Here is a 14,612-nt window from a genome sequence, read left to right as displayed (position 1 = left end):
GGAGAAAACCTCTAGATAAGGCCATTCCTGCCCGGAATGCGCTCATCTAGAGGCTTCAGTTTATTGCGAGACGGAATTGCGGTAGATCACTTCATGCGGCAAAATCACTTGCATATTGTCCGTCGATTCTTTGTTCATCAGCTTGGTCAGCAAACGCATCGACACCGCTCCGATATCATACATCGGTTGGGCTACGGTCGTTAGTGTCGGTCTGACCATGGAAGCCATGCGGATATTGTCTACGGAGATGACGGCAATGTCCTGCGGCACTTTCAAGCCGTTATCTTGAATCGTATGAATAGCGCCGATCGCCATCTCGTCGGTTGCCGAGAAGATGGCCGTCGGACGAGGCGTAAGCTCCAGGAAGTATTTCACGGCTTCCACGCTGGACTCGTAACGATAGTTGCCGATTCGGACATATTCGTCGCGAACCTCGATACCGGCTGCTTCCAGCGCCTTCTTGTAGCCCTGGTAACGAGCGAATCCGTTCGCCGGATCCTGCAGCGTTCCCGAGATCATGGCGATATCGCGGTGCCCCGCTTCGATCAGCACGTTGACGGCATCGAATGCAGCTTTCTCATGATCGATGTCGACAGAAGCCATCGTATGGTTCTCATCCTTCGTTCCGCACAAGACGACAGGAACGGAGGAGGTGCGGAATGCTTGGATATGATCTTCCGTAACGACTCCGCCCATGAAGAGCAGCCCGTCGACTTGCTTCTCCAGCAGCGTGTTAATCACGCGGATTTCTTTCTCTTTCTTCTTGTCGGCGTTGCTTAGAATAATATTGTAGTGGTACATGTTGGCAATATCTTCAATCCCGCGCGCCACTTCCGCGAAGATAGAGTTGGAAATGTCGGGAATCACGACGCCGACGGTTGTCGTCTTCTTGCTAGCCAAGCCTCTCGCTACGGCATTCGGCCGGTAACCGAGCCTTTCAATGGCTTCAAAAACTTTCTTACGTGTTTGCGGCTTGACGTTCGGATTGTTGTTAACCACCCTGGAAACGGTTGCCATGGATACGCCTGCTTCTCTAGCTACATCATAAATGGTTACGGTCACGGTTACTCTCTCCATTTTCAAAAGTATTCTGCGAGCCTAGTATATTACCGTTATGATACGACAAATTAATCCATCTTGCAACGAAAAATGAAAATACTTTGAAAATAATTTCAATTTGTTTTCAAAAAGCGTACGCAGGATGTACAAAAGCCAATCCGAAACGGATTGGCCCTATGTAACTTATGTCGATATTGCGCTCTGTGTAATTTGGGACAACCGTTTGCGAATTTCTTCCGCCCATGGCTCGTCCCCTAGCGATTGCGCCAACAGCAAGATGTCCAGAAGCTCATTAATACGCTCTTCTACAATCTTTTCCATGGAATCGTTCATATGTTCTTTCTCCGTTACCTTCAGCAGCAGAAACGCCACTTCCGACAACTCGTGGAAGAACAGCTGTTGCTTCTCAGGCTTGCTCCCCAGCTTGCCGATGAGTCCGGTAAGCTCGGGTTTCACATGAGGAACAACCTCACTCCGCCCGCATGCTTCACATGAATAAATCGGTACATTCTCAATATCCACTTTACTTTGATAAATAACCGTACGCAGACGAAGGTTCATCGTGCGTCCGCACTTACAATACTTTTGCATTCTAACACTCCTTCACTGGCAGGCGGCATGTACATGTATTACTTGTACTTAGGTATTCTACGATTTTAAACGATTTCCTGCCGTATGAAGAGTAGTAGTTTTTGCCACGATTGGAAGTGTACGATTACTTTGCCTGTCTGGAATTGAACTTGATCAGCTCATCTGCGAATACTTTGGAGAAAGCCGGAAGGTCCGGCGGACGGCGTCCGGAAACGATGTTGCGATCGACCACAACTTCTTCATCGACCCATGTTGCGCCTGCATTCTCAAGGTCATCGCGAATCCCCGGCGTTGACGTCATCGTGTAGCCGTTCACAATTTTGGCCGAGATCAGCACCCAGCCGGCATGGCAGATTTGTGCAATCGGCTTCACGGCTTCATGGAACTCCTTGGTCAGGCGCAGCACATCCGGATACCGGCGCAGCTTGTCGGGCGCCCACCCGCCCGGCACATACAATCCGATATAATCGGATGACTTCACTTCGTCAAATGCGTAGTCCGTCGTAATTGGCACGCCGTATTTGCCATGATATACCGTCTTGGCTTTGGGGCCTACGATATCGACGACAGCTCCCGCTTCGCGCAAGCGCAGCACCGGGTACCACATCTCCAAATCTTCAAATTCTTCATCTACGAAAGCTAACACTTTTGTGCCTTGCAATTCCATGTTAATTACCTCCTACAATGGATTCGGTTTGTTCGGTTTGTTCCGTTTGCGTGAGCAGCTCTATGATTTCATCACTCGTTTTGCAAGCAAGGATTTCATTCAGCAGCAGCTTGCACTGTCTCGCATCACTACTTAGTAAGCGGTGCTTCACTTGGAGAAGTGTATGGACGGAAATGCTCAGCTCTTCAATGCCGAGTCCCAACCAGATCGGCAATGCGCGGACGTCTCCCGCCATTTCGCCGCAGACCCCGACAGGGATGCCTACGCCTTTGGCCGCGTCGATCACGTGCTTGAGCAGCCGGATGACAGCTGGATGATAGGGATTATATAAGTGCGCGATGGTTTCGTTCATCCTGTCTACGGCAAGCACATATTGCACGAGATCGTTGGTCCCGATACTCATGAAGTTGACTTCGCTGGCAAGCACATCCGCTATGAGCGCCGCCGCAGGCACTTCAATCGTCAAGCCTACTTCAATGTTGGCATTGTATGGAATGCCTTGCGCGCTCAATTCGGCTTTGGCCTTCTCCAGCATCGCCTTGGCTTGACGTACCTCGGCAAGCGAGCTGACCATCGGATACATGATTTTCACATTCCCGTAATGGCTGGCCCTCAGAATCGCTTTGAGCTGCGTCAGAAAGAGGTCTTTCCGGTCTAACGAAATCCGGATCGCCCTGTAGCCGAGGAACGGATTATCCTCTTTGGGCAGCGGCATATAGTCCAGCTTCTTATCTCCGCCGATGTCCAAGGTGCGAATCACGATCGGGCGGCCCTTAAGCTGCATAGCGGCGTGACGATACACCTCGAATTGCTCGTCCTCCCCGGGAAGCGAATCTCGATCCATGTATAAATATTCGGTTCGGAACAGCCCTACGCCGGATGCGCCATTGCGCACGACCTGATCGATTTCCATGACCGAATTGATATTCGCATGTAAATTTACGATGCTGTTGTCCAATGTGACCGGAGCGACATCTGCGATTTCCTGCAGACTCTCCTTGAACTCAAGCCAATTCTTCTTGCGTGCTTGATACCTCTCGATCGTCGTTTTGTCCGGATTAATATAAAGTGTGCCCTCTTGCCCGTCAATAATCAAGAAATCGCCATTCTGAATAGGACGCAGAAGCTTCCCTTCCAAGCCCAGCACGTAAGGCACGGACATCGCTCTCGCCATGATCGAAACATGGGAATGCGTGCCGCCCAGAATCGTCAGGAGGCCGAGCACTTTGGACGGGTCCAGATGGGCCAGCTGCGAAGGTGTCAGCTCCTTGGCGACGAGAATGTACGGATGGTCGATCGGAGGAACGGTCGAGCTCGTATCGCCCAGCAGGTGCTTGAGCAGCCGGTTGCCAACATCCTTGATGTCCAGCGCCCGTTCCTTCATATACTCATCGTCGATCATATTGAACATGCCGACAAACTTATCGATCACTTCTTTGACAGCCACTTCGGCCGCCTTATACTGAAGCTCGATAATGCCTTGAATTTCATTCATGAAAATCGGATCTTCCAGAATCGCCAGGTGGGCATCAAAGATGTAGGCTTGATCCTGCCCCACCACTTCTTTAATTTCCTGCTTGATCAATTCCAGCTCGTCTTTGGAAGATCTGATACCGTCATACAAGCGTTCGAATTCATATGCCAGGTCGGTCACATCGATCATTTTTTCAGGGAAATCCCACTCCCAGGTAGGTATGACAAAAGCCTGACCCATCGCAATGCCTGAAGACGCACCTATCCCTCTGATCATCCGTTCATCCCCCCCGAAGATTTAGTAGGCTTTAAGACGACGGACATCACAGAACCTTGGCCTTTTTTCACTGCTTTGAACGGAGCGAAGCTCCAAGACTTAACAAGATCCGGATTTGTAATAATCATAGGTGTCGCCATAGAAGAAGCAAACTTTTTCACTTTATTATAGTTAAATTTCACGAGCAGCTGCCCGGGCTCGACGCGGTCGCCTTCTTTCACCACCGCATTAAAGCATTTGCCGGGCAAGCTCGACGTATCGATACCGATATGCAGCAAGACTTCCAAGCCCTCGTCCATCAAAATACCAAGCGCATGCATCGTCGGATAGATGTGCATGATCGTACCTGCAACCGGGGAGAGCAGCTCCCCTTTCTCAGGGATAAAAGCCACGCCGTTCCCTACCAGGCGGGATGCAAAAATCCGGTCAGGCACTTCCTCGATCGGGATCATACGGCCCTGCATAGGCGATTGGAACAGTACGACATGGATATCTTTGCGCAGTACTTTCATAATTTCTTCGCGTATCAGCTCTGAGAATGTTCCGAACACGACCTGAACATTGCCTCCTCCAAGACGGATGACGCCTGCAGCTCCTAAGTGTCGTAATGCCGTGATGTCTATCAAACGATCATTAACAAGCGTAAGTCGCAATCGGGTAATGCAGGCTTCGATCTTCTTAATATTGTCTTTCCCGCCAAGCGCTTGCAGAATCAAAGGCGAGCGGTACGGGATATCGCCGGCCCACTCCTCAAGGGATGAGCCTTCTTCCCGCCCAGGCGTAGGAATTCGGAACCGCCTGATCGCCCAGCGGAACATGAAATAGTACACGAGGCCGTACACAAGTCCAATCGGAATGAGCAGCAGGCCGTTATGTGATAAATGCAAGTTGATGACATAATCGATAGCGCCAGCCGAATACGAGAAGCCATGCTGGATATGCAGTTCGTAAGCCAGCCACATGGCCGCACCGGATAGGATGGCGTGAATGATGAATAAATAAGGAGCGACGAACAGAAAGGCGAATTCTATAGGCTCCGTTACCCCTGTCAAGAACGAGGCCAATGCCGCGGTCAGAAAGGTGGCTCTTATCTTCGGCTTCAAATCTTCCCGAGCTTCGCCGATAATGGCAAAAGCGATGGCGGGCAGCGCGAACATCATGATCGGATACAAGCCGGCCATATACATGCCTGCTGTGGGATCACCGGCGAAGTAGCGCGGCAGATCACCGTAAACCATATGGCCTTTGGAGGTTTCGTAGGCCCCAACTTGGAACCAGAAAAAGTTATTTAAGATATGATGCAAGCCCGACGGCACAAGCAACCGATGGGCGATGCCGTATACGAATGTGCCGAAGCCGCCCATCCCGAGCAGCCAATTCGACAGCTTGCCCATCGCTACTTCCAAGTACGGGCCAATACCGATCATGATATAGGACACGACCAGCGTACAAAGTCCCATGATGAGCGGCACCATTCGCGGACCACCGAAAAATTGGATATATTCCGGCAGCTTGATCTCTTTGCATCGATGATAAATAATCGCAGCGAGCAAACCGATTAATATTCCGCCGGGTACGCCGAGTTGGAACTGTGCGCCCAAAGCATGCTCGATGAGCCGTGTGAACATGAAATAGCCCAGCATGGCAGACAGTCCGGCGATACCGGCACTCTCCGTAAGCCCCAGTGCCACACCGACAGCGAAGATGATGGGTATATAGTCAAAGACCGTATTCCCGGCTAACAGCAGCATATCCCCAAAGCCGGATGCGTGAATCGCATCCCAAGGCAGGTCCCCTAGACGAAGCAGCACAGCAGCTATTGGTAATGCAATGGTGGGCAGCATCAAGGAGCGGCCGAGCTGTTGTAAGTTCCCCATCCAGTTCAAACGTATGCTACCTCCTAAAAGTTTCTCTTATCAAATCGTATAGCTTGTTCGCCGGTTTGTCAAAACAAAATAAGCAGGTCGAGGATCGACCTGCTTATTTAAGCGGCTAATTGAGCTTGGATTAGTGGGAAGAAGAATATCCGAACTGCTGGCCCATACCCATGCCCATGCTGCCGAACCCTTGGTTCGAAGCTTGAGCGTTTTGTTGATAGAAGCTTTGCTGCGGCTGGTAGCTGCTCATTCCTTGCGCGCTTTGCTGGGAAGCATAGCTAGGCTGGAACGATTGTTGAGAAGTCGTTGTGGAATCGCTGCGCAGATAAGCGTCATGTCCCGGTTGATTGCCGCGGTAGTTAGCCGTGTGGTACGCATTTGGAGAAACCGCCGTTTGTCCGAAAGGCTGTTGATTGAACGATTGCGCCGAGGAGCTGCTGTATTGGCTTGTGGAGAAAGGCTGTTGATTCATAGCTGTGTAGCTGATTGGTTGGTATTGGGTGGATGCGAATTGATTGCTTCTTCCGCTATTATAAGTAGAGTAAGCATTTTGGAAGCTGGATGGTTGATATGCGGACGGAGTCGTCGAGTCACTGCGCAAGTATGCATCATGTCCCGGCTGATTTCCGCGATAGTTCGCAGTATGATAGGACTCTGTCGAAGCCATTCCTTGATTGAAGCTTTGATTGAAGCTTTGCGTGCTTTGTGCTGGATTTGGCTGATTGTAGAAAGATTGTACATAGCTTGATGGTTGGAATTGTTTCTGAGCTTGGTATTGCGATGTCTGTGTGTTCGGAGTGCTGTTAAAGTTAGATGCGCCGTAATTGTTGTTGAAGCTGTTATACATGTGTAAATCCTCCTTCAAAGTTTTTCTATGTTGGGCTTCTTTTGGAGCCTCTTTTATTCTCTCCGCTTGAACGTAATTTATTATTTTTTCTTTAACATACTTTCTATACACATAAGTTGACTAAGTACAGCCGTTATGCCATAATTTTCTGGTACCCATACTCTTACTAGGAGGAACACCGAAATGGCATATGATATCATTATTATCGGAGCAGGTCCTGCAGGAGCAAGCGCGGCTTTATTCACGGCCAAAGCAGGGAAAAAGACGCTGGTCATCGACAGTGACCATAGCGTTACGAAGCGGGCATGGATAGAGAACCACTATGGAGTGGAAGGTATTACCGGTCCTGATTTGGTCGAAACCGGCAAGAAGCAAGCAACAAAGTTCGGCGCTGAATTCGTTCAAGACAGAGCTACGAAGCTGGACCAGGCCGGAGACGGTTTCCAAGTGACGGCGGAAAATGGTACATATGAAGGTAAGTATGTCATCCTTGCAACAGGTTTATCCGCAGATTTGGCGGAGGCTTCGGGCATTCAAACCAAACCCGGCACGGAGCCGCGCATCAAAACCGTCGTCGATGCCGATGCACAGGGCAACACAAGCCTTAAAGGCGTATGGGCTGCGGGCACGATTGCCGGGGTTTCCATGCATACCATTGTCACAGCCGGAGACGGCGCCAAGGTGGCCATTAATGTGATCAGCGAGTTGAATGGCGCGCGTTATGTCGATCACGACGTATTGAAGGCTTAACGCGATCCGCACTTTCCTCATTAAAAAAACCGCTATTCTCCAGCCGTGAAGGCAAGGGAATAGCGGTTTTTGCGATGCCGTTACTTAGTTGTTCCGAGGGTTAAGGATGGCGTCTTCCACTTTGATGCAGCGATCCATGATGACTTCCAAGCCTGCCTCGCTGGCGATGCGGCCTGCTTCTTCATTCACGATATCCAATTGCAGCCAGAACACCTTCGCTTTAATTTTGACGGCTTCCTCTGCGATAGGAACCACTTGGTCTGCACGCCGGAATACATTGACGATATCGACAGGTTCAGGAATATCCGATAACGAGGCGTAGCATTTCTCGCCCAGAATCTCCGTCGCATTCGGATTGACGGGAATAATTCGATAGCCTCGGCTCTGCATAGCGGCGGCCACCATATACGACGTGCGGTCCGGCTTATCGGACAAACCTACGACGGCAATATTGCCTGCATTCGCCAATAGTTCCTTGATGTGTTCTCTTGACGGATTCTCAAAAGTCATGGACGTACCTCCTATTTGTTCAAGTATGTGAGGCCTTGCTTCCCCATCGCGGACCAGCTGTCGATAAACTGAGCTTTGTTTACCTGAACTTGCTTTTTCCCGCTTAACGGATCATTTAAGTATACATGATTCTCATCATATCCGACCATTAATACCGCATGCTCCGCATAGGTCGTTTGGATCGGACCGATCGGGGTATCCCATGTAACCCATTTATAAGGGATATTATAATCGATTGTTGTCCAAACGATGACAGGCAATCCCCTGGCAATTTGTTGTTCGAACAGCTCGAAATCCTCACCGGTAATGTCGATCGCTTCGGGAATATAGGACTTCAGCAGTGGAAATAACCCCGCATGATAGATTCCGAAGCCCCTCAGCTTCCGCGTCACATCGCCGACGAATCCCGTGTTCGGATTGCCCCAGAAGGCGGGTGACCCGTCGCTATTCAGCTTGATCGGCGTCGTGTCCTTAGGCATCTCGGCAACAAGCTCCATCTTGGTTTTGGCAATGCCGTAATAATGCAAGAGCATCGTTAAGCTCGTAATTTCACAGCCTGCCGGCAGTTCGGGCAGCTGAGCAAAAACGGGTGCATCAATCATTGCCGATTTTTTTGTCTGGATCGTCGGTTGTGGCGTAGCCACCACCGCTGTTGGTACCGGTTCCGCCTCCTGGGCCAACACAGTCTTGCTGCGTGCCGCGAACAAAGCCGGCTCTTTGCCGCTCGCTTTGGCATACAGCAATACAGCGAACACGGAGCTTGCGAACACCAGACCGGCAACGAGGAATAATCCAAACGTCACCTTTAAACCCTGCCAAATAATCCTCATGCTGACTCACCCGTTCGTTATCGTTGTATTGGATCCGTTCTACTCCGCTACAAGCTCAACCTGGGCACCGATCGAACGCAAATGGTCGAAATACTGCGGGTAAGATTTGGCGACGTGATGCGCATCGCGAATCGTCAAACCTTTCTCGGAGCGAAGACCGACGACGGTTAAAGCCATAATGACACGATGATCGAAGTGCGCATTGATCTCGACACCGCCCGGTACACCATTCGGTTTGCCGTGAACAATGATTTCACTTTGCCGCTCTTCCACATCAGCGCCGGCTTTCCGCAGCTCGTTCAAATAATCTGTGATTCGGTCGCATTCCTTGTAGCGTAAATTCTCGACATTATAGAAGCGCGAAGTTCCTTCCGCGAATACGGCAGCCGCTACCATGGCAAGCACAGCGTCCGTGAAGTGGTCGCCGTCGAATTCGCCGGCAACCAGCTTCTGATTGCCTTTGACGTGAACGACACCGTTATCGTGGGTCAAATTAACTCCCATCGCGCGCAGAACATCCACGCAGGCCTTCTCGCCCTGCTTGCTGTTCTCTTCCAGGCGGAGTACGCGAACATCGGAGTTCGTAACAGCCGCAGCCGCAAGAATCGCCGCAGAGCCCGGGTAATCCCCTTGGATAACGTACTCCTTGGCTTGGTACGATTGGCCGCCTGGAATGCGGTAATGCATCAAATCTTCGCTGGCATGCACGACGATGCCCGCTTGCTCCAACACTTCCAGCGTCTGGCCTACAATAATTTTGGATTTCAAATCGTGCAATACTTGAATCTCCGTATCTTCTTCCAGCAGCGGCGTCATGAATAACAAGGAGCTCAAGAATTGGGAGCTCACGTTGCCCGATACGGTCAGTTTGCCGCCGCGAGGTTGTCCGCCTTTAATAGTTATCGGCAAACGGCCGTTAGAATGTTGTACCTCGACACCCATTTGTCCCAAAGTTTCGATTAAATCGTCATGCGGACGCTTGCCCAGCGACTCCGGATACGTATTGACGAAGGTGACTTCCGGCAGGAAAGCGGCTGTGGACATCAAGAAGCGAAGGACAGCGCCGGCATTGCCAACGTTTAATTCGGAAACGTGCTTCGGATGTTTCCCGAATCCGGTAATGACAATTTTCTCATCGTCCTCTTCGATAATGGCTCCCAGATCGCGTACGCAGCGTCTCATAGCGTCGCTATCTTCACTGTGTGCGGGATAATAAATGGTGCTTGTCCCATTCGCAAGCGCCCCGATCAGCAAGTAGCGGGTTGTGTAGTTTTTGGAGGATAGCGCGTTGATTTCTCCTTGTAGGCGGGAGGTTGGTTGCACGATGGCTTTCATGTGGTTAATATCTCCTTCACAAATGTTTATATGTAATAACCGATGAAGCATAGTAGAATTCCACCGGTGTAACTAAGCATGGTATAGATGAGATAGGCTTGCCATTGCCCTGCGCGCAGCTGCTTCACACATTCCAGATTGAATGTCGAGAATGTCGTGAATGCGCCCATGAAGCCTGTGCCGATGAGCAGCTTCCAGTTATCGAAAGCATGATATTTCATAAGTATTCCTAGCAGAAAACAACCCAAAAGATTTATAGTCAGTGTACCATACGGAATAGAACTTGGGAACCGTTTGGACATATAACTGCCGATCCCGTAACGGCTGACCGCTCCGAAGAAGCCTCCCAAACCGACGAGACACATGGGGCCTAACCAAGCTGTCATGAGGACATAGCTCCCTTCCCATTCCCCTCGGCAAGCCGGACGCCAAGCCAAGTCAGACCGAGGCCTGCCCATAGGCTCACGAACACATACAAGAACGCTAGCAGCCAATAGCCGTGCTTCACCATGGCAATCGTCTCATAACTGAACGTTGAGAATGTTGTGAATGACCCGATAAACCCTGTTGTAACCGGCAATTGCAGCTTCACGGGCAGCAGGGACCCCTTGGTATAGGCCAAGTAGCCGAGCAGGAAACAACCGGCCAGATTGCAGATCAGCGTCCCCCACGGAAAGAGCGCCGGTGATACCGGATTCCATATAAGCGATATTCCGAATCGGGCGAGCGCGCCGAATATCCCGGCTATGCCGATATAAAGCATTGAATCCAACTCCTGTTTCGTACCGTGTTTGACATCCGGACTTAATGTTTCTATCATGATTGGTAATGGGGCTTCTACCCTCAGTTTATTACATACTAGGAGGTCTGCACGTGAATACGATATTACCATCCGTCGTCAAAGAAAGACTAAGCAGCGGCGAGAAACTGACGATCATCGACGTTCGCGAAGATGAAGAAGTCGCAGCCGGCATGATCCCGGGCGCCATTCATATCCCGCTTGGCCAATTGCCGGAGCGAATGAGCGAGATTCCGCAGGAAGGCGAAGTCATCATGGTTTGCCGCAGCGGCAACCGCAGCGGACGTGCGCTAAGCTTCCTGGAGGCGCAGGGCTACACAGGTCTCAAGAACATGACCGGCGGGATGCTCGATTGGGAGGACTAAGCTTAAAGCTTGTCCCCTCCCTTATAGACCCGCTTCCTTCATGATCCGCTCCACAATCTCTTCCGCAGTCAAGTCGGACGTGTCGATGACGGCATGCGCAAAATCATAAGCTGATTTCCGCTGTTCAAGCAGCGTGTGAACGCGTTCTTCCAGATCGCCTTGCAAAAGCGGGCGGCTCGTATCGCTGCTTACGCGATGAATGATCGCCTCGGGCGTTGCTTTCAGCGCAACGACGTAGCCGCATCGCAGCATGCAGCTCCGGTTCGCTTCCGCCAGCACAGCCCCGCCGCCGGTCGCAACGACCTGTCCGGTCTGCAGAAGCACCCGTTCCAGCGTCTCCGTCTCCAAAGTCCGGAAATGCGCCTCCCCATGCAATCGGAACAACTCCGCGATGCTCGTCCGCTGCTCTTCTTCAAGCACGGCATCCGAATCCAAGAAGGTCCAGCCCAAACGCTCGGCGAGCTTCTTCCCGACCGTCGACTTGCCCGTTCCCATGAAGCCTACAAGTATAAGATTGCTTGTTGTCACTTTAATCCCCTTTTCTCATATGCTGTTCATACAAACTTTCCCAACATCATACCATAGCTGCTACACCATGAATACAATCAGCCAAAAAATCATATAGTAGTGTGAATAAATTCCAACTCAAACAGTTAAGATTCTAAGAGAGAACCTATGCCGACAAGGAGAGATGAAGCTTTGAACCCAACTGTTGCCTATTCCAACCGCACACAGGGCAAGCTGGAGCAAATCTTACACCCTAGTTATATCCTGTGCAAAGAGGACGTTGTATGGATTCTGGAGTTTATTAAGAAAAAAGTGGCTGAAGAAGACCCGCGCATGCAGGGCCTTGCTCAACCACGATTGTTGAAAAATTTCCGTTATTTTGCCGAAGTCTCGCTTATGCTCATCCATTGGCGGGGCGGCTTCGATCAGGAAGCCGACCGTCTGAAAATGTGGCTGCGCGAAGCGGCATACGGTTTGCAGGAAGAGGCATAAGCCCCTGTCCGCTTAGTTTTCCATCCAGTTGAAGTGGAAGGAACCTTCTTTGTCCACACGTTGGAACGTGTGAGCGCCGAAATAATCGCGCTGCGCTTGCAGCAGGTTAGCCGGCAATCTTTCCGTACGGTAGCTGTCGTAGTAGGCAAGCGCGGATGCGAAGGCTGGCACTGCAATACCGCGTGTAACAGCTTCGGATACGACTTGTCTCCAGGATTGTTGATAGTTTTCAACAACGCTCTGGAAGTAAGAATCTAGCAGCAGGTTTTTAAGTCCCGGATTGCTGTCATACGCATCCTTAATATTTTGCAGGAATCTTGCACGAATAATGCAGCCGCCGCGGAAGATCATCGCGATGTTGCCGTATTTCAGATCCCATTGGTATTCGTCAGATGCAGCTCTCATTTGTGCGAAGCCTTGTGCGTAGGAGCAAATTTTGCTTGCATACAGCGCTTGGCGAACAGCTTCAATGAATGCTTTGCGATCGCCTGTATAGGCTGGAGCAGCAGGTCCTTTGAGCACTTTGCTTGCCGCTACGCGTTCTTCCTTCATCGCGGAGATGAAACGGGAGAATACGGATTCCGTAATGATGGAAAGCGGTACGCCGAGGTCCAGAGCGCTTTGGCTGGTCCATTTTCCTGTGCCCTTTTGGCCGGCGGAATCCAGAATAACGTCAACCATCGGTTTGCCTGTTTCTGCATCATACTTCGTGAAAATATCGCGCGTAATCTCGATCAGGTAGCTGTCAAGCTCGCCGTTATTCCACTCGGTGAAAATCTCATGAAGCTCTTCTGTACTGACGTTCAGAACGTCTTTCAGCAATTGGTAAGCTTCGCAAATCAACTGCATGTCGCCGTACTCGATGCCGTTGTGCACCATTTTGACGTAGTGGCCGGCACCGTCCGGTCCGATGTAGGTGCAGCATGCATCGTCGCCGACTTTGGCGGAGATCGCCGTCAGGATCGGCTCCACAAGTTTATAAGCGGATTCTTGGCCGCCTGGCATAATCGAAGGGCCTTTCAGCGCGCCTTCTTCGCCGCCGGATACGCCTGTGCCTACGAAGCGGATGCCGTGAGCTTCCAGCTCTTTGTTACGGCGCTGCGTATCAGGGAAGTATGCGTTGCCTCCGTCGATCAGAATGTCGCCTTTTTCAAGGTACGGCAGCAATTGGTTGATCGTATCGTCCGTTGGACCGCCCGCTTTGACCATGATCAAAATTTTGCGCGGAACTTCAAGCGATTGTACGAATTCTTCCACACTGTATGTACCTACTAGATTTTTGCCTGGGGCTTCTTGCAGAAGCTCTTTTGTTTTTTCGGCTGAACGGTTAAATACGGATACAGTGAAACCTCTGCTCTCGATGTTCAATGCCAAGTTTTTCCCCATAACCGCAAGTCCGACTACACCAATTTGTTGTTTAGACACGTCTCTCATACACCCTTCCGATTAATATATAATTTAAATCGTCATCGCGCCGAAACCGCCATCCACTCTTAAAACGGAACCTGTTACAAAGCTGGATGCTTGTTCCGAAGCAAGGAATACAGCAGCCCCCTGAAGCTCGGATGCCTCACCGAACCGATTCATTGGCGTATGACGCATAATGGACTCGATCCGTTCAGGCGACAAAATCTTACGATTCTGCTCAGCCGGGAAAAATCCAGGGATGATCGCATTCACACGCACTCGGCTCGGAGCGAATTCGCGCGCCAAGTTCTGTGTGATGTTATTGACGGCCGCTTTCGAAGCGGAGTAAGTGAATACACGGGAAAGCGGCGGATCGGACGAAACGGACGAAATATTGATAATGCTTCCGCCTTCGCCTCTCTCAACCATATACTTCCCGAACACTTGGCAGGCTAGCACGACGCTTTTCAGATTGACCTCCATAATAGAATCCCATTCTTCCATGGAAATGTCAAAGAAAGGAGTCGCACTATTTTTGCCCGGGCAGTTCATCAGGATATCTGCGCTGCCAGACCAAGCAAGCACGTCTTTCAGAACTAGCTCCAAATCCTCGCGTTTGGTCGCGTCGGCTTGGAACGTTTGCGCTTCGCCGCCAATCGCCTCGATTTCGCGGCGAACTTGTTCGCTTTTCTCCTGATTGCGGCCGACAATGGCAACCTTCGCTCCGTGACCTGCGAGTGCAATCGCCATGGAGCCGCCCAGTGTGCTGTTACCGCCGATAATTACTGCTGTTTTCCCCGTAAGATCGAATAAATTCATTGTCTTC

Annotated in this window: 17 protein-coding genes; 3 read left to right on the top strand and 14 right to left on the bottom strand. The window is 50.8% G+C overall.

Annotated elements, in window-relative coordinates:
* Positions 1-60 precede the first annotated feature (60 nt).
* The 6 genes from ccpA to J2X61_RS09975 all read right to left on the bottom strand — a co-directional run bounded on the left by ccpA (position 61) and on the right by J2X61_RS09975 (position 6,791).
* Entirely contained in the window at positions 61-1,062 is a 1,002-nt protein-coding gene (gene ccpA, locus J2X61_RS10000) for a catabolite control protein A (protein WP_310187598.1), read from the bottom strand.
* 180 nt (positions 1,063-1,242) lie between these two features.
* Positions 1,243-1,650: a hypothetical protein gene (locus J2X61_RS09995; RefSeq protein WP_274471129.1), complete on the bottom strand. Its 408-nt coding sequence runs from the start codon at positions 1,648-1,650 to the stop codon at positions 1,243-1,245.
* A 124-nt stretch (positions 1,651-1,774) separates the two neighbouring features.
* On the bottom strand, positions 1,775-2,317 hold the full coding sequence (locus J2X61_RS09990) for a type 1 glutamine amidotransferase domain-containing protein (RefSeq protein ID WP_274471128.1): 543 nt from the start codon (positions 2,315-2,317) through the stop codon (positions 1,775-1,777).
* A gap of 1 nt (position 2,318) precedes the next feature.
* Positions 2,319-4,067, bottom strand: coding sequence for a phosphoenolpyruvate--protein phosphotransferase (ptsP, locus tag J2X61_RS09985; RefSeq protein WP_310187595.1), 1,749 nt, complete (start codon positions 4,065-4,067; stop codon positions 2,319-2,321).
* On the bottom strand, positions 4,064-5,953 hold the full coding sequence (locus tag J2X61_RS09980; RefSeq protein WP_274471126.1) for a glucose PTS transporter subunit IIA: 1,890 nt from the start codon (positions 5,951-5,953) through the stop codon (positions 4,064-4,066). The genes ptsP and J2X61_RS09980 overlap by 4 nt, the downstream gene beginning before the upstream one ends.
* 121 nt (positions 5,954-6,074) lie before the next feature.
* Positions 6,075-6,791 carry a hypothetical protein gene (locus tag J2X61_RS09975; RefSeq protein ID WP_310187593.1) on the bottom strand — a complete coding sequence of 239 codons (717 nt, stop codon included), beginning with the start codon at positions 6,789-6,791 and terminating at the stop codon, positions 6,075-6,077.
* Between the two features lie 183 nt (positions 6,792-6,974).
* Between J2X61_RS09975 and J2X61_RS09970 the strand changes: the two genes are divergently transcribed.
* Positions 6,975-7,541 carry an FAD-dependent oxidoreductase gene (locus J2X61_RS09970; protein WP_310187591.1) on the top strand — a complete coding sequence of 189 codons (567 nt, stop codon included), beginning with the start codon at positions 6,975-6,977 and terminating at the stop codon, positions 7,539-7,541.
* An 84-nt stretch (positions 7,542-7,625) separates the two neighbouring features.
* Here J2X61_RS09970 and J2X61_RS09965 read toward each other — a convergent pair whose 3' ends face one another.
* The 5 genes from J2X61_RS09965 to crcB (J2X61_RS09945) all read right to left on the bottom strand — a co-directional run bounded on the left by J2X61_RS09965 (position 7,626) and on the right by crcB (J2X61_RS09945) (position 11,036).
* Entirely contained in the window at positions 7,626-8,051 is a 426-nt protein-coding gene (locus tag J2X61_RS09965) for a CoA-binding protein (RefSeq protein WP_310187590.1), read from the bottom strand.
* An 11-nt stretch (positions 8,052-8,062) separates the two neighbouring features.
* On the bottom strand, positions 8,063-8,854 hold the full coding sequence (locus J2X61_RS09960; RefSeq protein WP_310187589.1) for a C39 family peptidase: 792 nt from the start codon (positions 8,852-8,854) through the stop codon (positions 8,063-8,065).
* Positions 8,855-8,920: 66 nt separating this feature from the next.
* On the bottom strand, positions 8,921-10,216 hold the full coding sequence (gene aroA, locus J2X61_RS09955) for a 3-phosphoshikimate 1-carboxyvinyltransferase (RefSeq protein ID WP_274471119.1): 1,296 nt from the start codon (positions 10,214-10,216) through the stop codon (positions 8,921-8,923).
* 26 nt (positions 10,217-10,242) lie between these two features.
* On the bottom strand, positions 10,243-10,602 hold the full coding sequence (gene crcB / locus J2X61_RS09950; protein ID WP_274471118.1) for a fluoride efflux transporter CrcB: 360 nt from the start codon (positions 10,600-10,602) through the stop codon (positions 10,243-10,245).
* Positions 10,599-11,036: a fluoride efflux transporter CrcB gene (gene crcB / locus J2X61_RS09945; protein WP_274471117.1), complete on the bottom strand. Its 438-nt coding sequence runs from the start codon at positions 11,034-11,036 to the stop codon at positions 10,599-10,601. The genes crcB (J2X61_RS09950) and crcB (J2X61_RS09945) overlap by 4 nt, the downstream gene beginning before the upstream one ends.
* A gap of 53 nt (positions 11,037-11,089) precedes the next feature.
* On the opposite strand from crcB (J2X61_RS09945), the gene J2X61_RS09940 reads away from it, so the two are divergent.
* A complete protein-coding gene (locus J2X61_RS09940) occupies positions 11,090-11,380 on the top strand; it encodes a rhodanese-like domain-containing protein (protein ID WP_274471116.1) in 291 nt (96 codons plus the stop codon).
* A gap of 21 nt (positions 11,381-11,401) precedes the next feature.
* Here J2X61_RS09940 and J2X61_RS09935 read toward each other — a convergent pair whose 3' ends face one another.
* The gene (locus J2X61_RS09935) at positions 11,402-11,908 is read right to left on the bottom strand and encodes a shikimate kinase (protein ID WP_274471115.1); all 507 of its coding nucleotides are present in this window, start codon (positions 11,906-11,908) and stop codon (positions 11,402-11,404) included.
* A gap of 171 nt (positions 11,909-12,079) precedes the next feature.
* On the opposite strand from J2X61_RS09935, the gene J2X61_RS09930 reads away from it, so the two are divergent.
* A complete protein-coding gene (locus tag J2X61_RS09930) occupies positions 12,080-12,379 on the top strand; it encodes a hypothetical protein (RefSeq protein ID WP_274471114.1) in 300 nt (99 codons plus the stop codon).
* A 12-nt stretch (positions 12,380-12,391) separates the two neighbouring features.
* Here the strand turns inward: J2X61_RS09930 and gndA are convergent, their stop codons facing one another.
* Both gndA and J2X61_RS09920 read right to left on the bottom strand, forming a co-directional pair.
* Positions 12,392-13,804: an NADP-dependent phosphogluconate dehydrogenase gene (gndA, locus tag J2X61_RS09925; RefSeq protein ID WP_310187586.1), complete on the bottom strand. Its 1,413-nt coding sequence runs from the start codon at positions 13,802-13,804 to the stop codon at positions 12,392-12,394.
* 33 nt (positions 13,805-13,837) lie between these two features.
* Positions 13,838-14,605, bottom strand: coding sequence for an SDR family oxidoreductase (locus J2X61_RS09920; RefSeq protein WP_274471112.1), 768 nt, complete (start codon positions 14,603-14,605; stop codon positions 13,838-13,840).
* Between the last annotated feature and the right edge of the window lie 7 nt (positions 14,606-14,612).

Source organism: Bacillus sp. 3255 (assembly GCF_031456485.1).
Classification (GTDB): domain Bacteria; phylum Bacillota; class Bacilli; order Paenibacillales; family NBRC-103111; genus Paenibacillus_E.
Note: the sequence above shows the minus strand (reverse complement) of the source record. Positions and strands in the feature narration are given on the sequence as shown.

What these genes read in the sequence shown, in the direction of transcription:
- J2X61_RS09995 (WP_274471129.1), bottom strand. Translation starts at nt 1,650, where the DNA reads ATGCAAAAGTATTGTAAGTGCGGACGCACGATGAACCTTCGTCTGCGT.
- J2X61_RS09990 (WP_274471128.1), bottom strand. Translation starts at nt 2,317, where the DNA reads ATGGAATTGCAAGGCACAAAAGTGTTAGCTTTCGTAGATGAAGAATTT.
- ptsP (WP_310187595.1), bottom strand. Translation starts at nt 4,067, where the DNA reads ATGATCAGAGGGATAGGTGCGTCTTCAGGCATTGCGATGGGTCAGGCT.
- crcB (WP_274471118.1), bottom strand. Translation starts at nt 10,602, where the DNA reads ATGACAGCTTGGTTAGGCCCCATGTGTCTCGTCGGTTTGGGAGGCTTC.
- J2X61_RS09965 (WP_310187590.1), bottom strand. Translation starts at nt 8,051, where the DNA reads ATGACTTTTGAGAATCCGTCAAGAGAACACATCAAGGAACTATTGGCG.
- aroA (WP_274471119.1), bottom strand. Translation starts at nt 10,216, where the DNA reads ATGAAAGCCATCGTGCAACCAACCTCCCGCCTACAAGGAGAAATCAAC.
- J2X61_RS09920 (WP_274471112.1), bottom strand. Translation starts at nt 14,605, where the DNA reads ATGAATTTATTCGATCTTACGGGGAAAACAGCAGTAATTATCGGCGGT.
- J2X61_RS09975 (WP_310187593.1), bottom strand. Translation starts at nt 6,791, where the DNA reads ATGTATAACAGCTTCAACAACAATTACGGCGCATCTAACTTTAACAGC.
- J2X61_RS09970 (WP_310187591.1), top strand. Translation starts at nt 6,975, where the DNA reads ATGGCATATGATATCATTATTATCGGAGCAGGTCCTGCAGGAGCAAGC.
- crcB (WP_274471117.1), bottom strand. Translation starts at nt 11,036, where the DNA reads ATGATAGAAACATTAAGTCCGGATGTCAAACACGGTACGAAACAGGAG.